19 protein-coding genes are annotated in these 21,739 nt (G+C 70.6%); 12 read left to right on the forward strand and 7 right to left on the reverse strand.

Features of this window, described 5'->3' with window-relative positions; translation table 11 throughout:
• Positions 1-31: 31 nt before the first annotated feature.
• The 3 genes from OG389_RS27255 (at position 32) to OG389_RS27265 (ending at position 3,423) form a co-directional block, all read left to right on the forward strand.
• Entirely contained in the window at positions 32-1,471 is a 1,440-nt protein-coding gene (locus OG389_RS27255) for a gamma-aminobutyraldehyde dehydrogenase (RefSeq protein WP_328301065.1), read from the forward strand.
• 118 nt (positions 1,472-1,589) lie between these two features.
• Positions 1,590-2,768 carry a polyamine ABC transporter substrate-binding protein gene (locus OG389_RS27260; RefSeq protein WP_328301066.1) on the forward strand — a complete coding sequence of 393 codons (1,179 nt, stop codon included), beginning with the start codon at positions 1,590-1,592 and terminating at the stop codon, positions 2,766-2,768.
• A gap of 115 nt (positions 2,769-2,883) precedes the next feature.
• Positions 2,884-3,423 carry a hypothetical protein gene (locus OG389_RS27265; RefSeq protein WP_328301067.1) on the forward strand — a complete coding sequence of 180 codons (540 nt, stop codon included), beginning with the start codon at positions 2,884-2,886 and terminating at the stop codon, positions 3,421-3,423.
• 18 nt (positions 3,424-3,441) lie between these two features.
• On the opposite strand, the gene OG389_RS27270 is transcribed toward OG389_RS27265, so the two are convergent.
• Together OG389_RS27270 and OG389_RS27275 are read right to left on the reverse strand one after the other, a co-directional pair.
• Positions 3,442-4,131 (reverse strand): glycerophosphodiester phosphodiesterase, encoded by a 690-nt coding sequence (locus tag OG389_RS27270; protein WP_328301068.1) that lies wholly within the window; start codon positions 4,129-4,131, stop codon positions 3,442-3,444.
• 20 nt (positions 4,132-4,151) lie between these two features.
• Entirely contained in the window at positions 4,152-5,177 is a 1,026-nt protein-coding gene (locus OG389_RS27275; RefSeq protein ID WP_328301069.1) for an adenosine deaminase, read from the reverse strand.
• Positions 5,178-5,285: 108 nt separating this feature from the next.
• Here OG389_RS27275 and OG389_RS27280 point away from each other — a divergent pair, with 108 nt between their 5' ends.
• Positions 5,286-5,981 carry a DUF4190 domain-containing protein gene (locus OG389_RS27280; protein WP_328301070.1) on the forward strand — a complete coding sequence of 232 codons (696 nt, stop codon included), beginning with the start codon at positions 5,286-5,288 and terminating at the stop codon, positions 5,979-5,981.
• A gap of 79 nt (positions 5,982-6,060) precedes the next feature.
• Here the strand turns inward: OG389_RS27280 and OG389_RS27285 are convergent, their stop codons facing one another.
• Positions 6,061-7,665, reverse strand: a complete 1,605-nt coding sequence (locus OG389_RS27285) for a TROVE domain-containing protein (RefSeq protein WP_328301071.1) — start codon at positions 7,663-7,665, stop codon at positions 6,061-6,063.
• 524 nt (positions 7,666-8,189) lie between these two features.
• A complete protein-coding gene (locus tag OG389_RS27290; protein WP_328301072.1) occupies positions 8,190-8,741 on the reverse strand; it encodes an NADAR family protein in 552 nt (183 codons plus the stop codon).
• Between the two features lie 194 nt (positions 8,742-8,935).
• Here OG389_RS27290 and OG389_RS27295 point away from each other — a divergent pair, with 194 nt between their 5' ends.
• From OG389_RS27295 to OG389_RS27330, 8 genes are all read left to right on the forward strand, one after another.
• Positions 8,936-10,462, forward strand: coding sequence for a gamma-aminobutyraldehyde dehydrogenase (locus OG389_RS27295; protein ID WP_328304141.1), 1,527 nt, complete (start codon positions 8,936-8,938; stop codon positions 10,460-10,462).
• A gap of 49 nt (positions 10,463-10,511) precedes the next feature.
• Entirely contained in the window at positions 10,512-11,762 is a 1,251-nt protein-coding gene (locus OG389_RS27300) for an ABC transporter substrate-binding protein (protein ID WP_328301073.1), read from the forward strand.
• 85 nt (positions 11,763-11,847) lie between these two features.
• A complete protein-coding gene (locus OG389_RS27305) occupies positions 11,848-12,999 on the forward strand; it encodes an ABC transporter ATP-binding protein (RefSeq protein ID WP_328301074.1) in 1,152 nt (383 codons plus the stop codon).
• Positions 12,996-13,925, forward strand: a complete 930-nt coding sequence (locus OG389_RS27310) for an ABC transporter permease (RefSeq protein WP_328301075.1) — start codon at positions 12,996-12,998, stop codon at positions 13,923-13,925. The genes OG389_RS27305 and OG389_RS27310 overlap by 4 nt, the downstream gene beginning before the upstream one ends.
• The gene (locus OG389_RS27315) at positions 13,925-14,731 is read left to right on the forward strand and encodes an ABC transporter permease (protein ID WP_328301076.1); all 807 of its coding nucleotides are present in this window, start codon (positions 13,925-13,927) and stop codon (positions 14,729-14,731) included. The genes OG389_RS27310 and OG389_RS27315 overlap by 1 nt, the downstream gene beginning before the upstream one ends.
• 32 nt (positions 14,732-14,763) lie before the next feature.
• On the forward strand, positions 14,764-16,182 hold the full coding sequence (locus OG389_RS27320) for an NAD(P)/FAD-dependent oxidoreductase (RefSeq protein ID WP_328301077.1): 1,419 nt from the start codon (positions 14,764-14,766) through the stop codon (positions 16,180-16,182).
• Between the two features lie 213 nt (positions 16,183-16,395).
• A complete protein-coding gene (locus OG389_RS27325) occupies positions 16,396-16,860 on the forward strand; it encodes a hypothetical protein (protein ID WP_328301078.1) in 465 nt (154 codons plus the stop codon).
• 172 nt (positions 16,861-17,032) lie between these two features.
• A complete protein-coding gene (locus OG389_RS27330; RefSeq protein ID WP_443059464.1) occupies positions 17,033-18,835 on the forward strand; it encodes a chitinase in 1,803 nt (600 codons plus the stop codon).
• Between the two features lie 80 nt (positions 18,836-18,915).
• Here OG389_RS27330 and OG389_RS27335 read toward each other — a convergent pair whose 3' ends face one another.
• From OG389_RS27335 to gabT, 3 genes are all read right to left on the reverse strand, one after another.
• Complete coding sequence (locus OG389_RS27335) at positions 18,916-19,392, reverse strand: hypothetical protein (RefSeq protein ID WP_328301080.1); 477 nt, start codon at positions 19,390-19,392, stop codon at positions 18,916-18,918.
• Positions 19,393-19,453: 61 nt separating this feature from the next.
• Positions 19,454-20,014 carry a phosphatase PAP2 family protein gene (locus OG389_RS27340; protein ID WP_328301081.1) on the reverse strand — a complete coding sequence of 187 codons (561 nt, stop codon included), beginning with the start codon at positions 20,012-20,014 and terminating at the stop codon, positions 19,454-19,456.
• A 372-nt stretch (positions 20,015-20,386) separates the two neighbouring features.
• Positions 20,387-21,733, reverse strand: coding sequence for a 4-aminobutyrate--2-oxoglutarate transaminase (gene gabT, locus OG389_RS27345; protein WP_328301082.1), 1,347 nt, complete (start codon positions 21,731-21,733; stop codon positions 20,387-20,389).
• Positions 21,734-21,739: the final 6 nt, after the last annotated feature.

Consider the following 21,739-nt stretch of genomic DNA (forward strand, 5'->3'; position numbering starts at 1 on the left):
TTGGACATGTGATCACAGGAGTGTGGCTGTAGTGACCACCGAACTGCGTCGTCTGCGCAACTACATCGGCGGGGAGTTCAAGGACGCCGCCGACGGGCGGACCACCGAGGTGGTCAACCCCGCCACGGGCGAGGCGTACGCGACCGCTCCCCTCTCCGGCCAGGCGGACGTCGACGCCGCCATGGCCGCCGCCGCGGCCGCCTTCCCGGCCTGGCGCGACGCGACCCCCTCCGAGCGCCAGAAGGCCCTGCTGAAGATCGCGGACGCCCTCGAGGCCCGCGCGGAAGAGCTCGTCGCCACCGAATCGGAGAACACCGGCAAGCCGCTCGGCCTCACGGCCAGCGAGGAGCTGCCGCCGATGGTGGACCAGATCCGCTTCTTCGCGGGCGCCGCGCGCCTGCTGGAGGGCCGCTCGGCCGGTGAGTACATGGAGGGGATGACCTCGATCGTCCGCCGTGAGCCGGTCGGCGTCTGCGCCCAGGTCGCTCCCTGGAACTACCCGATGATGATGGCCGTCTGGAAGTTCGCCCCGGCGCTGGCCGCGGGCAACACCGTGGTCCTCAAGCCCTCGGACACCACCCCGGCCTCCACCGTCCTGATGGCCGAGATCATCGGCTCGATCCTGCCCGCCGGCGTCTTCAACGTCGTCTGCGGGGACCGCGAGACCGGCCGCGCCATGGTCGAGCACCGCACTCCGGCGATGGCCTCCATCACCGGCTCGGTGCGCGCGGGCATGCAGGTCGCCGAGAGCGCCTCCAAGGACGTCAAGCGCGTCCACCTGGAGCTCGGCGGCAAGGCCCCCGTCGTGGTCTTCGAGGACGCCGACATCGCCAAGGCCGCCGAGGACATCGCGGTCGCGGGCTTCTTCAACGCCGGCCAGGACTGTACGGCGGCCTGTCGCGTGCTGGTCCACGAGTCGATCCACGACGAGTTCGTCGCGGCACTGGCCAAGAACGCGGCCGACACCAAGACCGGCCAGCCGGACGACGAGGACGTGCTCTACGGCGCGCTGAACAACCCGAACCAGCTCAAGCAGGTCGCGGGCTTCATCGAGCGCCTCCCCGCCCACGCCAAGGTCGAGGCGGGCGGCCACCAGGTCGGCGAGAAGGGCTACTTCTACGCCCCGACCGTGGTCTCCGGCCTCAAGCAGGACGACGAGATCATCCAGAACGAGGTCTTCGGCCCCGTCATCACCGTCCAGTCGTTCACGGACGAGGCCCAGGCCCTGGAGTACGCGAACGACGTCGAGTTCGCCCTCGCCTCCTCGGTGTGGACCAAGGACCACGGCCGCGCGATGCGGATGTCCAAGAACCTCGACTTCGGCTGCGTGTGGATCAACACCCACATCCCGCTCGTCGCCGAGATGCCCCACGGCGGCTACAAGAAGTCCGGCTACGGCAAGGACCTCTCCGCCTACGGCTTCGAGGACTACACGCGCATCAAGCACGTCATGACCTCGCTCGACGGCTGACCCGGGTCCCGTCGGGCGGCCGACCGGCCGGCGCATCGACCAGGTCACAGCCTTGAAGGGGCGGGCAGTAGACAACATGTCTATTGCCCGCCCCCTCGCGTTCCCCGAGGCTTTGCCCATGCCTGAACTCGCCTTCTCCCGCCGCGCGGCGCTGCGCGGCCTCGGTGCCGCGGGCCTGCTGGCCGCCCTCACCGGCTGTGGTGTCCCCGCCGCGTACGTCCCCGAGAGCCGGCGGGAGGGGCAGGACCGTTCCGCGGGTGACCGGAGCGTCTCCTTCTCCAACTGGCCGCTCTACATCGACACCGACGACGAGGACGAGGACCGGCGGCCGACGCTGGACGCCTTCTCGGAGAAGACCGGCATCGAGGTCCGGTACACCGAGGAGATCAACGACAACGACGAGTTCTTCGGCAAGATCAGCCCGGCGCTGATGAACCACCAGCAGACCGGTCACGACGTGGTCGTGGTCAGCGACTGGATGGCCGCCCGCTTCGTCCGCCTGGGCTGGGCCCAGAAGATGGACCGCTCGGCGCAGGCGAACGTGACGAAGTACCTGGACCCCCAGCTGCGCTCGCCCGCCTTCGACGAGGGCCGGCTGCACACCGTCCCCTGGCAGTCGGGGATCACCGGCATCGCCTACAACCGCAAGGCGCTCGGCCGGGAGCTCAAGTCGGTCAAGGATCTGTGGCACCCGGACCTGGCCGGCAAGGTCACGCTGTTCTCCGGCCTCGACGAGTCCTTCTCGCTGCTGATGCAGGGCAACGGCGTCGACGTGACCAAGTGGACCGGGTCCGACTTCCACCGGATGTGCGACCAGGTGGAGAGCATGGTGAAGAAGAAGCACATCCGCCGCTTCACCGGCAACGACTACACCTCCGATCTCAGCAAGGGCGATGTCCTGGCCTGCCAGGCCTACTCCGGGGACGCGATCCAGCTGCAGGCCGACAACCCCGACATCGAGTTCGTGGTCCCCGAGGAGGGCGGCGAGCTCTGGGCGGAGAGCCTGCTCGTCCCCAACCTCGCCCGGCACAAGGCCAACGCGGAAGCGCTGATCGACTTCTACTACGACCCGGAGGTGGCCGCGCTGCTCGCGGCCTCCGTCAACTACGTCTGCCCGGTTCCGGCCGCCCGCGAGGTCCTGGCCTCCTCCGAGGACAAGGAGACCGCCGAACTCGCCGAGAACCCGCTGATCTTCCCCGACGAGGACATGCGCAAGCGACTCGTGGTGTCCCGTGACATCTCCTCGGCCGAGCGGGTGTCCTTCGCCAAGCGCTGGAACTCCATCGTCGGTCTGTGAGGGCGGGGGCGGGCGGGCCGGCCGGGGCCGGGGGACGATCACGGTCCGGCCACGGAACTGAACATGTTCAGCAATTCCGCTGAACATGTTCAGAAACCTGCGTAGGCTTCCTTCCATGAGCGAGAGAAGCGCCCTTGAGCGGCGGATCCGTGCCTGGCTTGCCCTGTTCCTCGTCTGCCTCGTGCTGAGCGGACTCACCGCCTTCCCCCTGGTGAGCGAACTCCACTGGGCCAATGCCCTGGTGGACAACGCATGGCTGCGACGCGTCGGCGACGGGCTGGAGCGGGCGGACTCCGAATACCCCTTCCTGCTCTACGGCACCGACTGGCTGGCCTTCGCCCACCTGGTGATCGCCGTCTTCTTCTACGGCGTCCACCGCGACCCGGTCCGCAACGTCTGGATCGTCGAGGCCGGCATGATCGCCTGTGCCGGCATCGTCCCGCTGGCCCTGATCTGCGCGCCCGTCCGCGGAATCCCCGTCTGGTGGTCGCTGATCGACATGTCGTTCGGCGTCTTCGGGGTGATCCCCCTGCTGATCCTGCGCCGAATGATCAAGCGTCTGGAGGCCATGTCGCCGGCCCAGGCCGTCGCCCCTGCCTCCGCCCCGGCCCCGGCCCCGGCCCCGGTCCCGGTCGCAGCCGGGGCCCGGAGCTGAGTCCGTACGCTGCCCGCATCACCGGCCGAGCTCGGCCCGTACGGCTCCCAGCACGTCCACCCGGTTCGTCGTGATCGAGTCGACCCCCGCCCCGATCAGCCCGCGCATCGAGCGCCCGGTGTCCGGGGTCCAGGCCGACACCAGCAGGCCGTCCCGGTGCAGGGCGTCGACCAGCTCCCGGGTGACCAGTCCGAAGCGGTAGTTGAGCCAGCTCGGGGCCACCGCGTCGATCAGCACCCGGCGCGGCGGCGCCAGCGTGGTCCAGGTCAGCGCGATCTCGGCGCCCGGATCGGCGGCGCGCACCGCCAGCATGGTGGACGGACCCGCGCAGTAGTACGTACGGTCGCGCGCCCCGCACTCGCGGACCTGGCCGACCACGGTCCGTACCGTCTGCGCCGTCGCACCCGGCAGATCGACCATGACCCGGCCCGCGCCGGCGGCCATCAGGGCATCGCGCAGGGTCGGGATCCCGCCGTCCGTCAGCTCCTTGAGCTGCGGGGCCGTGACATCGTCGAGCCGGACGTCGTGGCCCCACAGCCGCCGGAGGGTCTCGTCGTGGAGCAGTACGGGAACCCCGTCGCGGGTCATCCGTACGTCGATCTCCACCGCGTCCGCCCCGCGGGCGAAGGCCGAGCGGATCGAAGGCAGCGTGTTCTCGCGGACGCGGTAGGGATCCCCGCGGTGTCCTACGGCAGTCAGGGTGCGCATGGACCCATTCTGCGCAGGCGTCAGGAGGCCAGCCAGGCGGAGGTGTACGTGTCGATCTCGGCGGTGAGCTTCGCCTTGCCGGCCGGGTCCAGGAAGGAGGCCTCGACGGCGTTCTTCGCGAGCTGCGCGAGACCGAGCTCGTCCAGGTCCAGCAGCCGGGCGGCCACCGCGTACTCGTTGTTGAGGTCAGAGCCGAACATCGGCGGGTCGTCGCTGTTGATGGTGACCAGCACGCCGGCCGCCACCATCTCCTTGACCGGGTGCAGGTCGAGGTCGGTGACCGCACGGGTGGCGATGTTGGAGGTCGGGCAGACCTCCAGCGCGATGCGGTGCTCGGCGAGGTAGGCGAGCAGCTCCGGGTCCTGGGTGGCGCTGGTGCCGTGGCCGATGCGGTCGGCGCCCAGGTCGCGGATGGCGTCCCAGATGGTCTCCGGGCCGGTGGTCTCGCCGGCGTGCGGCACGCTGCGCAGGCCGGCGGCACGGGCGGCGTCGAAGTACGGCTTGAACTGCGGGCGCGGTACGCCGATCTCCGGACCGCCGAGGCCGAAGGAGACCAGGCCCTCGGGGCGCAGGTCGACGGCGAGGCGGGCGGTTTCGGCGGCGGCCTCCAGGCCGGCTTCGCCGGGGATGTCGAAGCACCAGCGCAGGATGACCCCGAGCTCGGTCTCGGCGTCCCTGCGGGCGTCCTCGATGGCCTCCATGAAGGCCTTCTCGTCGATGCCGCGCCGGGTGGAGGAGTACGGAGTGATGGTGAGCTCGGCGTACCGGATGTTCTGGCGGGCCATGTCGCGGGCAACCTCGAAGGTGAGGGTGCGCACGTCGTCGGGGGTCCGGACCAGGTCGACGACGGAGATGTACACGTCGATGAAGTGCGCGAAGTCGGTGAAGGTGAAGTAGTCGGCGAGGGCCTCGGGGTCCGTGGGCACCTTCGAGTCGGGGTGCCGGGAGGCGAGTTCGGCCACGATGCGGGGGGAGGCCGAGCCGACGTGGTGGACGTGCAGTTCGGCCTTGGGCAGCCCCGCGATGAAGGGGTGCAGGTCGGACATGAGGGTGCCTCCGAAGGACGTGGTGCGGATGGATCGGGCTTCATCGTAGGCAGGACCTGGGCTGTCGGAGGGAGCGCATAGCATGGCTGTACGAGAGGGGGGCGCCGTATGACCGATCAGAGCCCCGAGCGAGACCCCTGGGCACCGCTGGAGCGGCCCGCGGTCGGACTGGGGAAGCAGCAGGGCGGACCGGGTGCGCCGGGGGTGCACGACCAGCAGACCGTCGCGGGCATGCCGGGGGCCGGCATACCCCCGGGCGCGCCGGTACCGGGGCAGGCCCCGGCGGCCGGACCCGCGCCGATGCCCGCGTCCACGCCCCAGCCCGGTCCGACGCCCGCCTACGGGTACCCGGCGCAGCCGGATCCCGCGGGCTACGGGTATCCCGTCGCCCAGCCTCCGGTCCACCAGCCCCCGTATCCGGGGTACGGGGGTCATCCCGGCTACCCGGGGGACCTCGGATACCCGGGCAGCGGATACGCGCCCTACGCGCCCAAGAGCAACGGGTTCGGGGTCACGGCGCTCGTGCTCGGGATCATCGCCGTGGTCAGCTGCTACCTCGGCCTCCTGTTCGGCGTCCCGGCCGTCATCTTCGGCGTGCTGGGCCGCGGCAAGGCCAAGCGCGGCGAGGCCGACAACGAGGGCATGGCCCTGGCCGGCATCATCACCGGCGCGGTCGGCATCGTGATCAGCTGCCTGTTCATCGCGCTCGCCATCGCCGGTGTGCTGCTCAGCGACTCGGAGTACGACTCCGACTCGGGGTACCCGACCCCGTACCAGAACACGCAGGTCCTCTACCGGGGCTGAGCCCGCAGGACCGTACGGCGCACGGCAAGAGGGCCCGGCGGGGACATGCACTGTCCGCGCCGGGCCCTCTGTCGTGCCGTCAGACGACCGCGGCGCCGGCCCCGGTCGCCCACGGCCACGCGGCGTCCCGGCCGCCCTCGATCAGGGCCACCATGCGGAAGGCCGCGTCGGTGAGCCCGCCGAAGGCGTGCCGGTTCGCGGACCCGGAGGGCGCGTGGCCCACCCGGTATCCGGCCAGGTTCCACGTGTACACCGGGACGGTGTCCGGCACCAGGGAGGTCGGGTCCCCGCCGTAGGCGTAGGTGGCCTGCTCGTCGGTGACGATCAACACCCGGTCGTGCCCCGCGTAGTGCGTGCGCACGGCCTCCGCCGTGTAGGTCCCGCCGAGGTTCTCGAACCTCTCCAGTACCTTCAGCACCGACTCGCCCCGGTCGTACGCGACCTCCTTGCTGTCGCTGCCGAACTGCACCAGGTCCGCGTCCTCGGCGCGCAGCGCCAGCGCCGTCCCGAAGATCGCGGCCGCGTCGGCCCGGTTCAGCTGCGAGCGGTCCGACAGCGGGGACCACATCGATCCGGAGCGGTCCACGAGGATCAGCGTCCGCCCGGGCAGCGCCGGTACGTTGCCCAGCGAGTGCCCGAGTGCCCGCTCCAGCGGGTACGCCCAGCGCAGCGAGGGCGCGTGCTGGTAGGCGGCCAGGTACCGGAAGGGGAACTGCCGGGAGCGGGTGACGGCCTCCGGGTCGGAGATCTTCGCCGCGACCCGCTCGGCGACCTCGTCCGAGACCCCGGCCTGGTCGAAGTTGCGCAGGTTGCGCACCAGCGCCATCGCGCCCATGGACGGGATGACCGCCTCCCAGACGGCCGCGTCCATCGGCCCCTGCAGCCAGCCGGCCAGCGCCTCCCAGGTCACGCCCGCCGCGGCGAGCCGCTCGGCGCCGTCCGCGGCGGTGACCACGGATCGGCGCTCGCCCACGGGCAGCTCCATCAGGGCGCGGTGCGCGAGCAGGGTGCGGCTCCCCGCCGGCACCTGCACGGTCTCCGGGCTGTGCCGGCGGTCGAGGGCGTGCCGGAACAGCTCGCCCTGCCAGGGCTTGGCCGGGTCGGGGGAGGCGTGCACGAGGTTGAGGACGTCGCCGAAGCGGAAGCCCTTGGACGCGGTGTCGTACTTCAGGAGGGACTTCTCGTCGTAGAGACGGCGCACGGCGTCGGCGATCCCGCGCTTGACGGGCTTGGGCACGGCCCGCCCGTACGTGGCCGTCCAGTAGGCGAGCAGCTCACCGGGCTCGTCCGCGCGCAGCAGTACGGAGTCCACGACCTGCCGGTTGGACGGCCCGTCGGCGGCTCCGGCGTCGAGCCGCGCCCTGACGTACTCGGCGGCGCCGACGAGCGAGGCCGTACGCATGCCGCCGTCGCGCCGGAGCCAGCCCAGCAGGCCCGCGGTCCACTGCGGGTCCTGGACGGCAAGGGTGCGCACGAGTGCGGCGAACCGCTGGTCACGGGCCTCGCCGGCCTCGTAGGAGGTCCGCTGCGTCACGAAGTTGGCGACGGCGAGCAGGAACAGCTCGGAACGCGGATCACGGACGAAGCCGGGACTTCTGTGGTGGTTGCGGTCCCGGGCGCGGGTCGAGCGGACGGGCGAGGCGGGCGCCGCGGCCCTGGACGGGAGCAGGTTGAAACGAGCCATGTGAATCCCCCCGAATTCAGTGGAACGAGGGGGAGGTCCGACGTGCGGAACGCCCGAGATCGAGGTCGGCGGCGGAGGCATGTCGACTGCTCTGTCCGACTGAGCTACCGGCCGGAGCCGGGCGGGACTCGAACCCGCGACCCGTCGATCCGAAGTAACCGCTGCCTGCGCACCGGGCGTTCCGCACGCGTGCCTCCCGAGATCAGAAGCGGCGGCGGCGTGATTTCTGCAAGAAGTAGCCGCAGCCAGGCGCACCGGGAGGTGCGTGACGTAGGTGTCCAGAGATCGAAGCCGGCGAAACCACAAGGTGCTCTACCAGCTGAGCTACACCGGCCCGAAGCCGATGACGGGACTCGAACCCGCGGCCGCCCGATTATGAGTCGAAGTAGGTCTCGCCTTCGCACCTGGACGAGGACCACGCTAGCCGCCCGCCCCCGCGGGGCGCGATCGATTAACGCACCGGAAGCCCAGGGGGACCGCCACCCCTCCGACAGCCACCCCTCCGCCCGCTACCCCTCCGCCCGCTACCCCTCGGCCCGCAGCCGCTCCCGCGCCTCCATGAGCGCGAAGCCCAGCAGGTTCAGGCCGCGCCAGCGCGCCGGGTCCAGCGCGCGCTCGTCGTCGGCCGCCAGTCCTATGCCCCAGATCCGGTCCATGGGGCTGGCTTCCACCAGCACCCGCCCGCCCGTGGACAGCAGGTACGACTTCAGCGCCGGGTCGGAGCCGAACTTGTGCACGCTGCCCTCCACCACCAGTGCGAACCGCTCCCGCTCCCACACCGCGCCGTCGAAGCCGCGCACGAGCCGGCCGGCCTTCTTCGCGGCCGCCGGACTCTTCGCCTCCAGGGCCGCGCGCTCCGCCTCGGCATCCTCGAATAACCGTGCCTTTTCGGCCATCATCCAGTGCTCGGCCGTCGCGTACCGCACATCACGCACGGTGAAGGCGGAGGGCCACCACTGGCTGAGGCAGCTCGGACCGAGCGTTCCGTCGGGTCGTGGACGGTGTCCCCAGAACGGCAGGTACTTCACGCGTTCACCCCGGCTGACCTGCCCGATCAGTTCCTCGATCATCTCCATGCATGCGAGTCTCGCAGGAGCCACGGACACTTCGTACGGGATTTCGGGCGCGCCTCGACACATGGTCGACCGATTCCGTCGCGTAATCAAAAGGCAACAACGGAATCACTTGGCCGAGGGGTACACCTCTGCCAGGATCGGCACTCAATTCGAGCTGTAGCTCGAACTGTAGCTACGGAGAGCGTGAGAGCGTGATGGGCAACCGCTTCCAGGTCAAGGTCCAGGTCAAGGACCGATTCGCCGCAGGCGCGCAGTACATCGACGGGCAGCTGCGGCCCGGCACCTCGGGCCGGTCACACACCGTGGTCGACCCCGCGACGGGCGAGGAGGTGCTCACCTACGAGCTGGCCTCCACCGCCGACGTGGACGCGGCCGTCGCCGCCGCCAAGCGAGCCTTCCCCGGCTGGTCCGGCGCCACCCCCGGCGAGCGCTCCGACGCGCTGCACCGGCTGGCCGGCGTACTGGCCGAGCGGGCGGAGGACTTCGCCCTCGCCGAGTCCCTGCAGTGCGGGAAGCCGGTCAAGCTGTCGACGGAGTTCGACGTGCCGGGGACCGTGGACAACACCGCGTTCTTCGCGGGCGCCGCACGCCACCTCCAGGGGCAGGCCGCCGGCGAGTACTCCGGGGACCACACCTCCTACGTGCGCCGCGAGGCCCTCGGGGTCGTGGGCTCGATCGCGCCGTGGAACTATCCGCTGCAGATGGCGGCCTGGAAGATCCTCCCGGCCGTCGCCGCGGGCAACACCATCGTCCTCAAGCCCGCCGAGCTCACCCCGCTGACCTCCCTGATGTTCGCCCAGGCGGCCACGGACGCGGGCCTGCCCGACGGCGTGATCAACATCGTGACCGGCGCCGGCCGGGACGCGGGGGAGCACCTGGTCGGCCACCCGGACGTGGTGATGACCTCCTTCACCGGGTCCACCGCCATCGGCAAGCGGGTCGCCGAGATCGCCACCGCCACCGTCAAGCGGCTCCACCTGGAGCTCGGCGGCAAGGCCCCCTTCCTGGTCTTCGACGACGCGGACCTGGAGGCCGCCGCCAACGGCGCCGTGGCCGCCTCCCTGATCAACACCGGCCAGGACTGCACGGCCGCCACCCGTGCCTACGTCCAGCGCCCGCTCCACGACGCCTTCGTCGCCCGGGTCGCCGAGCTGATGGACACCGTCCGCGTCGGTGACCCCTTCGACCCGGCCACGGACCTCGGGCCGCTGGTCTCGCACGCCCAGCGCGACCGGGTCGCCGGTTTCGTCGAGCGCGCCCGCTCCTACGCCACCGTCGTCACCGGCGGCGAGATCCCCGGAGGCGAGCTCGCGGACGGCGCCTACTACCGGCCCACCCTCATCTCCGGCGCCGCCCAGGACAGCGAGGTGGTCCAGTCCGAGATCTTCGGGCCGGTCCTGGTGGTCCTGCCCTTCGACACCGACGACGAGGGCATCGCGCTGGCCAACGACACCCCGTACGGTCTCGCCGCCTCCGCCTGGAGCCGCGACGTGTACCGGGCGAACCGCGCCACCCGCGAGATCAAGGCGGGCTGCGTCTGGGTCAACGACCACATCCCGATCATCAGCGAGATGCCGCACGGGGGCTACAAGGCCAGTGGCTTCGGAAAGGACATGAGCACGTACTCCTTCGAGGAGTACACGCAGGTCAAGCACGTGATGTACGACAACACCGCGGTGGCCGCGAAGGACTGGCACCGCACGATCTTCGGGGACCGATAGCCGTCAGCCGCTCGACCAGCGGCGCACCCATCCCGAAAGGGCACCTCCCATGGAGCAGTTCGAGCCCGGCCGTCTCTCGGCGGCGCAACTCGCCGCGATGCGACGCAGTCTTGACAGCGGACGCGGCGCCCTCACCCGCCGCTCGCTGCTGCGCGCCTCCGGAGTCGGAGCGCTCACGATCGGCGGGCTGACCGCGCTCGCCGGCTGCGGCATCCCGCCCGCCAAACGCGCGGAGGGCACGGCCGCGGCCTCCGACGACCACTCGGCCCAGGAGAAGGAGCTCAACTTCTCCAACTGGACCGAGTACATGGACACCAGCGAGGACGAGAAGTCCCGTCCCACGCTGGAGGAGTTCACCAAGCGGACCGGGATCAAGGTCAAGTACACCGAGGACATCAACGACAACGTCGAGTTCTTCGGCAAGATCAAGCCCCAGCTCGCGGCAGGCCAGGACACCGGCCGCGACCTGATCGTCGTCACCGACTGGCTCGCCTCGCGCATCATCCGCCTCGGTTGGGCGCAGAAGCTGGACCCCTCCAACCTCCCGCACGCCTACGCCAACCTGATCCCCCAGTTCCGCAACCCCGACTGGGACCCGGGCCGCGCGCACAGCTACCCGTGGACCGGCATCGACACCGTCATCGCCTACAACACCAAGGCCACCGGCGGCAAGAAGGTCGACTCCGTCACCCAGCTGCTCGACGACCCCTCCCTCAAGGGCCGCGTCGGCTTCCTCACCGAGATGCGCGACAGCGTCGGGATGACCCTGCTCGACCTGGGCAAGGACCCGGCGAACTTCACCGACGCCGACTACGACGAGGCGATCGGCCGGCTCCAGAAGGGCGTGGACAAGAAGCAGATCCGCCGCTTCACCGGCAACGACTACACCGCGGACCTCGACAAGGGCGACCTCGCAGCCTGCCTGGCCTGGGCCGGCGACGTCATCCAGCTCCAGGCCGGCAACCCGGACATCCAGTACGCGATCCCGGCGGCCGGCTACATCACCTCCAGCGACAACCTGCTGGTCCCCGTGAACGCCCGGCACAAGGCCAACGCGGAGAAGCTCATCGACTACTACTACGAGCCCGCGGTGGCCGCCCAGCTGGCCGCGTTCATCAGCTACGTCTGCCCCGTCGAGGGCGTCAAGGACGAGCTGGCCAAGATCGACCCGGCGCTCGCGGACAACGTCCTGATCGTCCCGGACAAGGCGATGGCCGCCAAGTCCCACGCCTTCCGCTCCCTCACCAGCGAGGAAGAGACGGCGTACGAGGAGAAGTTCGCCAAGCTCATCGGAGCCTGACGGGTCCCGCCGCCGTTCCCACCGGCAGCGGACACCCGTACCGGCACCTGCCCCTTCCACGACACACCACCGAAGGCCCAGGCCCATGACTGACAAGACCGCGGGCGGCGACGTCCGCCTCGCAGGGATCAGCAAGCACTACGGATCCTTCACCGCCGTGCACCCGCTGGACCTCACCATCCCCCAGGGCTCCTTCTTCGCCCTGCTCGGCGCCTCGGGCTGCGGGAAGACCACCACCCTGCGCATGATCGCCGGCCTGGAGGAGCCCTCCACCGGGACCGTCAGCCTCGGCGAGCGCGAGGTGACGAACCTGCCGCCGTACAAGCGCCCGGTCAACACGGTCTTCCAGAGCTACGCGCTCTTCCCGCACCTCGACGTCTCGGAGAACATCGCCTTCGGACTGCGCCGCCGTGGCATCAAGTCCGTCAAGAAGCAGGTCGACGACATGCTGGAGCTGGTCCAGCTCGGCCAGTTCGCCCAGCGCAAGCCGCACCAGCTCTCCGGCGGCCAGCAGCAGCGCGTCGCCGTGGCCCGCGCGCTCATCAACCACCCGCAGGTACTGCTCCTCGACGAGCCGCTCGGCGCTCTCGACCTCAAGCTGCGCCGCCAGATGCAGCTGGAGCTCAAGCGGATCCAGACCGAGGTCGGCATCACCTTCGTGCACGTCACGCACGACCAGGAGGAGGCCATGACCATGGCCGACACGGTCGCCGTGATGAACGGCGGCCGCGTCGAGCAGCTCGGCGCCCCCGCCGAGCTGTACGAGAACCCGAAGACGACCTTCGTGGCGAACTTCCTCGGCACCTCCAACCTCATCGAGGCCGAGGTCCTGGAGGCCGGCGCGTCCGACGTCTTCGTCTCCTCGGCCGGTACGAAGCTCCGCGTCCCGGCGGCGCGATGTTCGACCACGCCCCGCGCCGGCGGCAAGCTGCTGGTCGGGGTGCGCCCCGAGAAGATCTCCCTGGTCCACGCGGACGAGGAGGACACCGTCGCGGCCGGCCGCAACAAGGTCGCGGGCAAGATCGCCGACTCCTCCTTCATCGGCGTCTCCACCCAGTACGTCATCGACAGCCGGGTCTGCCCCGAGCTGGAGGTGTACGTCCAGAACATCGAGCGCGACGCACGGCTGGTCCCCGGCGCCGAGGTGATCCTGCACTGGAACCCGGACCACACCTTCGGCCTCGACGCGGCCCAGGACATCGACGCGGGCATCGAGACGGTCGAGGAGGGCGCATGACCGCCCCGGCCGCGCTGCCGGAGGCCGTCGCCGCCGACGGGCCGCCGGTCCACAAGCCGTCCCTGAAGAAGCGCCTGATCCCCTACTGGCTGCTGCTCCCGGGCATCCTGTGGCTGCTCGTCTTCTTCGTGCTGCCGATGATCTACCAGGCCTCGACCTCGGTACAGACCGGCTCCCTCGAGGAGGGCTTCAAGGTCACCTGGCACTTCCAGACGTACTGGGACGCCTTCACCGAGTACTACCCGCAGTTCCTGCGCTCCCTGCTCTACGCGGGCACCGCGACCGTGCTGTGCCTGCTGCTGGGCTACCCGCTGGCCTACCTGATCGCCTTCAAGGCGGGCCGCTGGCGCAACCTGCTGCTGGTGCTGGTCATCGCCCCGTTCTTCACCAGCTTCCTGATCCGCACCCTCGCCTGGAAGACGATCCTGGCCGACGGCGGCCCGGTGGTCGGCGTCCTCAACAAGATCGGCTTCCTGGACGTCACCAGCTGGCTCGGCATGACCGAGGGCGACCGCGTCCTCGCCACACCGCTCGCGGTCGTCTGCGGTCTGACGTACAACTTCCTCCCCTTCATGATCCTGCCGCTCTACACCTCGCTGGAGCGCATCGACACCCGCCTCCACGAGGCGGCCGGGGACCTGTACGCCCGCCCCGCCACGGTCTTCCGCAAGGTGACCTTCCCGCTGTCCATGCCGGGCGTGGTCTCCGGGACCCTGCTCACCTTCATCCCGGCGAGCGGCGACTACGTCAACGCCGAACTGCTCGGCTCCACGGACACCCGGATGATCGGCAACGTCATCCAGTCGCAGTACCTGCGGATCCTCGACTACCCGACGGCGGCCGCGCTGTCCTTCATCCTCATGGCCATCGTGCTCGTCATGGTCACCATCTACATCCGCCGAGCGGGGACGGAGGACCTGGTCTGATGAAGAGCACCACCACCTGGCTGCGCCGCAATCTCGTCGTGATCGCGGGGCTCGGCACGCTCGCGTACATGATCCTGCCGAACGTCGTCGTCACGGTCTTCTCCTTCAACAACCCCACCGGGCGGTTCAACTACTCCTGGCAGGAGTTCTCCCTCGACGCGTGGAAGGACCCGTGCGGAGTCGCCGACATGTGCGCCTCCCTCTCGCTCTCCCTGCAGATCGCCCTGTGGGCCACCATCGGCGCGACCGTACTGGGCACCGCGATCGCCTTCGCGATGGTCCGCTACCGCTTCCGGGGGCGCGCCGCCGTCAACTCGCTGATCTTCCTGCCGATGGCCATGCCCGAGATCGTGATGGCGGCCTCGCTGCTCGCCCTCTTCCTCAACATGGGCATCCAGCTGGGCTTCTGGACGATCCTGATCGCCCACATCATGTTCTGCCTCAGCTTCGTCGTCGCCGCCGTCAAGGCCCGGGTGCTCTCCATGGACCCCCGGCTGGAGGAAGCGGCCCGGGACCTCTACGCCGGTCCCGCGCAGACCTTCCTGCGGGTCACCCTGCCGATCGCGGCGCCCGGGATCGCGGCGGGCGCGCTGCTCTCCTTCGCGCTCTCGTTCGACGACTTCATCATCACCAACTTCAACTCGGGCAACACCGTCACCTTCCCCATGTTCGTGTGGGGATCGGCCCAGCGCGGTACGCCTGTACAGATCAACGTCATCGGCACGGCGATGTTCGTCATCGCGGTCCTGGTGGTGCTGGCCGGCCAGATGGTCGGCAACCGCCGCAAGAAGGCACAGCCCAAGTAACACCTCGCAACACCTGTAGGGAGTTGGAAGACATGGCCCCAGACGCCATGCGCACCGCTGCACGATCCCTTTCCGGAGCCAAGCCGGTCTCGTACTGGCTGGACGACCCCGGCAAGCCGGCCGCCGAACCCGCCCTCACCGGCGACGAGCACTGCGATCTCCTCGTCATCGGCGGCGGCTACAGCGGCCTGTGGACCGCGCTGCTCGCCAAGGAGCGCGACCCCGCCCGGGACGTCGTACTGATCGAGGGCCACGAGGCGGGCTGGGCCGCCTCGGGCCGCAACGGCGGGTTCTGCGCCGCCTCCCTCACCCACGGCCTCGCCAACGGCATGGCCCGCTGGCCGGACGAGCTGGCGAAGCTGGAGCAGCTGGGCGCCGCCAACCTCGACGCCATCGAGGCCGCCGTCGCCCGCTACGGCATCGACTGCGACTTCGAGCGCAGCGGCGAGATCGACGTGGCCACCGAGCCGCACCAGGTGGCCGAGCTCCGCGAGCTCCACGCGGAGGCCGAGAAGCTGGGCCTCGCGGGCGGATCCCAGTGGCTCGACGAGGACGCCCTGCGCGCCGAGGTCGACTCCCCGACCTTCCTCGGCGGGATCTGGGACCGCGACGGGGTCGCCATGCTCAACCCGGCGAAGCTCGCCTGGGGCCTGAAGCGGGCCTGCCTGGAACTGGGCGTGCGGATCTACGAGAACACCCGCGGGCTGGACCTGGCCGGCTCGGGAGCAGGGATGGCCGTGCGCACCCCGTACGGGCGGGTCTTCGCCCGCCGGGTGGCGCTGGGCACCAACATCTTCCCGTCGCTGGTCAAGCGGGTCCGCCCGCTGACCGTCCCGGTCTACGACTACGCGCTGATGACCAAGGAGCTCACCGAGGAGCAGCTGGCCTCGATCGGCTGGAAGAACCGGCAGGGCCTCGGCGACAGCGCCAACCAGTTCCACTACTTCCGGATCACCCCCGACCGGCGGATCCTGTGGGGCGGCTACGACGCCGTCTACCCGTACGGCGGCAAGCTCGACGCCGAGTACGACCACCGGCCCGAGACGTATCTCAAGCTCGCCGAGCACTTCTTCACCTGCTTCCCGCAGCTGGAAGGGGTGCGGTTCAGCCACGCCTGGGGCGGGGCGATCGACACCTGCTCCCGTTTCTCGGCCTTCTTCGGCACCGCGCACGCGGGCAAGGTGGCCTATGCCGCCGGCTTCACCGGGCTGGGCGTCGGTGCCACCCGCTTCGGCGCCGACGTGATGCTGGACCTGCTGGCGGGGGAGCGCACCGAGCGCACCGAGCTGGAGATGGTCCGCTCCAAGCCGATGCCCTTCCCGCCGGAGCCCTTCGCGTGGACCGGCATCACGCTGACGAAGTGGTCGCTGGCCCGGGCGGACCGGCTGGGCGGCCACCGCAACCTCTGGCTGAGGGCGCTGGACCGCCTCGGTCTCGGCTTCGACAGCTGACGCGCCCGGCTGCCGCCCCAGCGGCGGTGTGCCGAGCGCGGCGGTGTGCTGATCGGGTTAGAGACGTCCGCGCGCCCCGGGCGCACACCGCCACTGGACCTGTGACCCGCTTCACTACCATGGAGTAACGAAACCCGCGTCATACCTGAGCCCGGCCCCGCTCTCCCTGGTGAGAACGCTTCACCTCACCAACGAGAGAGCGGAGGCCGGGCGATGACGATCCCGGGGGACAAAACGGCAGTGGAATGGCTGGTCTCGGTGGCGCCCGACCCCGAGGCCTGCCGGTGGGAGTGGGAGCGCAACCCCCTCGGGGTCGCGCTGCTGCCCGCCGGCCGCCGGTGGGACGTGCTGATCCTGCCGGGGGAGCTGGGGCACACCACCCTCGAAGTACTGGACGCGCTGCTGGACCGGCCCGGCCCGGTGCTCGCCGATTTCGGCGACTCCAGGCTGGGCTTCTTCGTGCCCCCGGGCACCGCGTCCCGCTGGATCGGGACGGGCGTACGGGGAGCCGGGCACGGGACCTGGATCGTGGTGCCGTATCCCGGCCGGGCCACGGGCGGGGTCCGCTGGCTGGTGGTGCCGGACGGGCAGGGCACGCTCACCGATCCGGCGGTCCTGGAGCTCGCGATGCACGAGGCGGCGGCGCGCGTCGTGGGCCGGGCGGGTGGGAAGTCTTGACAACGGTATTGGTCTGGACCATCTTGGGCGCCGCTGCGCCTTCCCCCGCCGCTTCCCCACCCGCGGCCCGGCTCCATCCCCCCATGCACCGGAGGCAGTTGTGCGCCCGAACAGGCCCGCCAGATCCGCCAGACCCGTCAGGCCCACCGGGAGCGCCCTCAGGCGCTCCGCCCTGTCCTTCCTCGCGGCCGCCGCCCTCGCGGGTGCCGGCCTCCTCGCCACCGGGCAGCCGGCCGCGGCGGCGGACGCCGACCTCATCCGCAACGGCGGGTTCGAAGCCGGCCTCGACGGCTGGAGCTGCTCGGCCGGCAGCGGAGCCACCGTCAGCACGCCCGTCCACAACGGGAGTTCCGTCCTCAAGGGCACCCCGGTCGGGCAGGACAACGCCCGCTGCTCGCAGACCGTCACGGTCAAGCCCGACTCCGCGTACACGCTGAGCGCCTGGGTGCAGGGCACGTACGTCTACCTCGGCGCCACCGGCACCGGGACCACGGATCCGCAGACCTGGACGCAGACCCCGGGTGCCTGGAAGCAGCTGAGCACGAGTTTCCGTACCGGCGCGGCCACCACCTCGGTGACGGTGTACACGCAGGGCTGGTACGGCCAGCCGCCGCAGTTCACCGACGACGTCACCCTCGTCGGCCCGGACCCCGGCGGCTCCGGACCCGGACAGCCCCAGCCGCCGGCCGCCCCCACCGGCCTCACCGCGTCCGCCTCCTCCGCCACCTCCGCCGCCCTCTCCTGGGCCGCCTCGGCCGGCGCCACCTCGTACAAGGTCTACCGGGACGGCGCGAACCCGGTCACCGTCAGCGCCACCTCCGCCACGGTCACCGGCCTCACCGCCTCCACGACGTACTCCTTCCAGGTCGGCGCGGTCAACGCGGCCGGGGAATCACCGAAGAGCGCCGCCGTGGTGGTGACCATGCCGAACGGCGGCGGCAACCCGGGCAACCCGGGCCTGCCCGCCCACGCCCTGGTCGGTTACCTGCACGCCAGCTTCGCCAACGGCTCCGGCTACGTCCGGATGGCCGACGTACCCGCCTCGTGGGACGTCATCAACCTGGCCTTCGGCGAGCCGACCTCGGTGACCTCGGGCGACATCCGCTTCCAGCTCTGCCCGGTGAGCGAGTGCCCGAACGTCGAATCGGCCGCGGAGTTCAAGGCGGCCGTCAAGGCCAAGCAGGCCGCGGGCAAGAAGGTCCTGATATCCATCGGCGGCCAGAACGGCCAGGTCCAGCTGGGCACCACGGCGGCCCGCGACACCTTCGTCTCCTCCGTCAGCAGGATCATCGACGAGTACGGGCTGAACGGCCTCGACATCGACTTCGAAGGCCACTCCCTCTCCCTGGCCACGGGCGACACCGACTTCCGCGCCCCGACCACCCCGGTGATCGTCAACCTCATATCGGCCGTGAAGACCCTCAAGGCCAAGTACGGCCCGGACTTCGTCCTGACCATGGCCCCCGAGACCTTCTTCGTCCAGTTGGGCTACCAGTACTACGGATCCGGCCCCTGGGGCGGCCAGGACCCGCGCGCCGGCGCGTACCTCCCGGTCATCCACGCCCTGCGCGACGACCTCACCCTGCTGCACGTCCAGGACTACAACTCGGGCTCGATCATGGGCCTCGACAACCAGTACCACTCCATGGGCGGCGCCGACTTCCACATCGCCATGACCGACATGCTGCTCACCGGCTTCCCGGTCGCGGGCAACACCGCCCGCGTCTTCCCGCCGCTGCGCCCGGACCAGATCGCCATCGGCCTGCCCGCCACGTCCAACGCGGGCAACGGCCACACCTCCCCGGCGGAGGTCACCAAGGCCCTGGACTGCCTGACGAAGAAGGCGAACTGCGGGACCTACCAGACCCACGGCACCTGGCCCGCCCTGCGCGGCCTGATGACCTGGTCGATCAACTGGGACCGCTTCGGGTCCTGGGAGTTCGCGAATAACTTCGACGCCTACTTCGGCGGCTGACCGCCCCCGCCTCCCCGCGGGACCGCAGCGGGCCGGGCCGCAACCCCACGGGGTTCCGGCCCGGCCCAGGCCGACCGGCACTAGTCCCCGGAGCTGCCGAAGAAGGCGACGTGCGTCGGCTCGCCGTCGCCGCCCTCGCTGCCGGTCCCGCCGTACAGGAGGACGTAGAGCCCTCCCCAGTGGGGGAACTCCGCGCCCAGCAGGCTCCGCTCGTACTCCTCGTCGCTCATCACCCGGCCCGCCTCGGCCATCAGCTCCTCGTACCGGGCCACGGCCGGTCGCTCCGTGCCGAAGTGCAGCAGCAGCCGCTCGGCCGACAGCGGACGGAGTTCGCCCTCCACCGGCCCCCCGGACCCGGTGGCGGCCACCGGGACGTCGAGGATCGTGTGCGTGCCGCCCGTCCCCATGAACTCGGTGTCGGCCCACAGCTCGGCCAGGTCGGCGTAGTCGCCTGTCTCGCCGAACTCCTCGACGAACACCCGCGCGTGCAGGGCGTCCAGTGACGCCTGCACATCCCCCTCGTACGTCGTCACGTAGTCCCAACCGCTGGCACCCATGGCGCGCCCCCGCCCTTCGTGGAAGAAGAATCCCAAGATCGGCAGAATCCTAGGCCCAGCGTCAGGCGCGCCGTGAGGCCCACCCGCGCACGCCCAGCAGGAGCGGAGTGCACATCAGGAAGCTGGCCAGGACGTCCAGGGGCCAGTGGTAGCCGCGCAGGATCAGGCCCGCCGCCGTCAGGGTGGTGAGGGCGGCCGCGAGGGGGAGGGGCCAGCGCCGGCGGGTGTACGGGGCGACGAGCAGGGCCGCGGCCGTGTAGGCCACGAACGCGGTGGCCGTGTGGCCCGAGGGGTAGTAGCCGGTGGCCCAGGGTTCCAGGGGGCCCGGCCGGCCGGTCCACTCCTTCAGCGGGACGACCAGGGCCGGCACCAGGGCCATGGCCAGCGCCGCGGCCGCCGCGCCCCGGCGGTTGCCGCGCCGGACGGCGTAGAGGACCGCGAGGAGCAGCACCGGCACCGCGACCGGGACGTTGCCGAGGTCCGAGAGGCGCTGGGTGACCGCGTCCGGGACGGTGCGCACCAGCGCGCGGCTGAGGCGGGCGTCCGGGGTCAGCAGCGGTCCCGATACGAGGACCTGCCAGGTGATCAGTGCGAAGAGCGCGGCGCAGAGCGCGGAGATCACGGAGGGGAGAGTGGCCGGCCGCCCCGGAACAGGGGGGGTGGTTCCGGGGCGGCCGGCCGGATCGGGTCGCCGCGCGCCCCGGGGGGTTTGGGGCGTGCGGCTGTCCGATCTGTGAGGAGTGTGCGCGAACGCATGCCCAGTACGGCGCTGGGGAAGCCCGGTACTGGTTTCGCCCCCGGTTTCCCCGGAGCGGGCTGTCTCACTCATCTGCAGAAACCGTACGGCAGCGGAAGGGGGACCGTCAGCAGGAAAACGCTCCCGCCATCGGCCCCCCACACGTTCTTCACAGTGCCCGACCGTTACCGGCGGTAGCGATCGAGCGGTGATCGAGCATTCTGTGCGCGCGTTCTACCGAACGCGCCGCACGTTCGATCAGACCGACGCGGCGACGGTCGCGAACGCGGCCTCGATCACGTCCAGGCCCTCGTTCAGCAGGTGCTCGCCGATCACGAGCGGCGGCAGGAAGCGGAGCACGTTGCCGTAGGTGCCGCAGGTGAGGACGAGCACGCCCTCGGCGTGGCAGGCCTTGGCGAGCGCGCCGGCCGCCTCCGGGTTCGGGGTCTTGGACGAGGGGTCCTTGACCAGCTCGATCGCGATCATGGCGCCGCGGCCGCGGATGTCGCCGATGATCTCGTACTTCTCCTGCATGGCCGTCAGGCGGGCCTTCATGACGGACTCGATCTTCTTCGCCGCGGCGTTGAGGTCGAGCTCCTTCATGGTCTCGATGGAGCCGAGCGCACCCGCGCAGGCCACCGGGTTGCCGCCGTAGGTGCCGCCCAGGCCGCCGCCGTGCACGGAGTCCATCATCTCGGCGCGGCCGGTCACCGCGGCGAGCGGCAGGCCGCCCGCGATGCCCTTGGCGGTCGTGATGAGGTCCGGGACGATGCCCTCGTCCTCGCACGCGAACCACTGGCCGGTGCGGCAGAAGCCGGACTGGATCTCGTCGGCGACGAAGACGATGCCGTTGTCGTTGGCGAACTTCACGATCGCCGGGAGGAAGCCCTTGGCCGGCTCGATGAAGCCGCCCTCGCCGAGGACCGGCTCGATGATGATCGCGGCGACGTTGTCGGCGCCGATCTGCTTGCTGATCTGGTCGATCGCCTGGGCGGCGGCCTCGGGGCCGCAGTTCTCGGCGCCGGTCGGCCAGCGGTAGCCGTAGGCGACCGGGACGCGGTAGACCTCGGGGGCGAACGGGCCGAAGCCCTGCTTGTACGGCATGTTCTTCGAGGTCAGCGCCATCGTGAGGTTCGTACGACCGTGGTAGCCGTGGTCGAAGACGACGACGGCCTGGCGCTTGGTGTACGAACGGGCGATCTTGACGGCGTTCTCGACGGCCTCGGCACCGGAGTTGAAGAGGGCCGACTTCTTGGCGTGGTCACCCGGGGTGAGCTCGGCGAGGGCCTCGCAGACCTCCACGTAGCCCTCGTAGGGGGTGACCATGAAACAGGTGTGGGTGAAGTCGGCGAGCTGCGCGGAGGCGCGGCGCACGACGGCCTCGGCGGAGGCGCCGACCGAGGTCACGGCGATGCCGGAGCCGAAGTCGATCATGCGGTTGCCGTCGACGTCCTCGAGGATGCCGCCGCCCGCGCGGGCCGTGAAGACGGGGAGCACGGAGCCCACGCCGCCGGCCACCGTCGAAAGGCGGCGGGCCTGCAGCTCCTGCGACTTGGGGCCGGGGATCGCGGTGACGATGCGGCGCTCCTGCGGGACAGCGGTCATAGGGGG

The sequence above is a fragment of the Streptomyces sp. NBC_00435 genome (genome assembly GCF_036014235.1).
In the GTDB taxonomy this organism is placed as follows: domain Bacteria; phylum Actinomycetota; class Actinomycetes; order Streptomycetales; family Streptomycetaceae; genus Streptomyces.

What these genes read in the sequence shown, in the direction of transcription:
- OG389_RS27315 (WP_328301076.1), top strand. Translation starts at nt 13,925, where the DNA reads ATGAAGAGCACCACCACCTGGCTGCGCCGCAATCTCGTCGTGATCGCG.
- OG389_RS27305 (WP_328301074.1), top strand. Translation starts at nt 11,848, where the DNA reads ATGACTGACAAGACCGCGGGCGGCGACGTCCGCCTCGCAGGGATCAGC.
- OG389_RS27325 (WP_328301078.1), top strand. Translation starts at nt 16,396, where the DNA reads ATGACGATCCCGGGGGACAAAACGGCAGTGGAATGGCTGGTCTCGGTG.
- OG389_RS27295 (WP_328304141.1), top strand. Translation starts at nt 8,936, where the DNA reads ATGGGCAACCGCTTCCAGGTCAAGGTCCAGGTCAAGGACCGATTCGCC.
- OG389_RS27270 (WP_328301068.1), bottom strand. Translation starts at nt 4,131, where the DNA reads ATGCGCACCCTGACTGCCGTAGGACACCGCGGGGATCCCTACCGCGTC.
- OG389_RS27285 (WP_328301071.1), bottom strand. Translation starts at nt 7,665, where the DNA reads ATGGCTCGTTTCAACCTGCTCCCGTCCAGGGCCGCGGCGCCCGCCTCG.
- gabT (WP_328301082.1), bottom strand. Translation starts at nt 21,733, where the DNA reads ATGACCGCTGTCCCGCAGGAGCGCCGCATCGTCACCGCGATCCCCGGC.
- OG389_RS27265 (WP_328301067.1), top strand. Translation starts at nt 2,884, where the DNA reads ATGAGCGAGAGAAGCGCCCTTGAGCGGCGGATCCGTGCCTGGCTTGCC.
- OG389_RS27275 (WP_328301069.1), bottom strand. Translation starts at nt 5,177, where the DNA reads ATGTCCGACCTGCACCCCTTCATCGCGGGGCTGCCCAAGGCCGAACTG.
- OG389_RS27280 (WP_328301070.1), top strand. Translation starts at nt 5,286, where the DNA reads ATGACCGATCAGAGCCCCGAGCGAGACCCCTGGGCACCGCTGGAGCGG.
- OG389_RS27335 (WP_328301080.1), bottom strand. Translation starts at nt 19,392, where the DNA reads ATGGGTGCCAGCGGTTGGGACTACGTGACGACGTACGAGGGGGATGTG.
- OG389_RS27300 (WP_328301073.1), top strand. Translation starts at nt 10,512, where the DNA reads ATGGAGCAGTTCGAGCCCGGCCGTCTCTCGGCGGCGCAACTCGCCGCG.
- OG389_RS27320 (WP_328301077.1), top strand. Translation starts at nt 14,764, where the DNA reads ATGGCCCCAGACGCCATGCGCACCGCTGCACGATCCCTTTCCGGAGCC.
- OG389_RS27260 (WP_328301066.1), top strand. Translation starts at nt 1,590, where the DNA reads ATGCCTGAACTCGCCTTCTCCCGCCGCGCGGCGCTGCGCGGCCTCGGT.
- OG389_RS27310 (WP_328301075.1), top strand. Translation starts at nt 12,996, where the DNA reads ATGACCGCCCCGGCCGCGCTGCCGGAGGCCGTCGCCGCCGACGGGCCG.
- OG389_RS27290 (WP_328301072.1), bottom strand. Translation starts at nt 8,741, where the DNA reads ATGGAGATGATCGAGGAACTGATCGGGCAGGTCAGCCGGGGTGAACGC.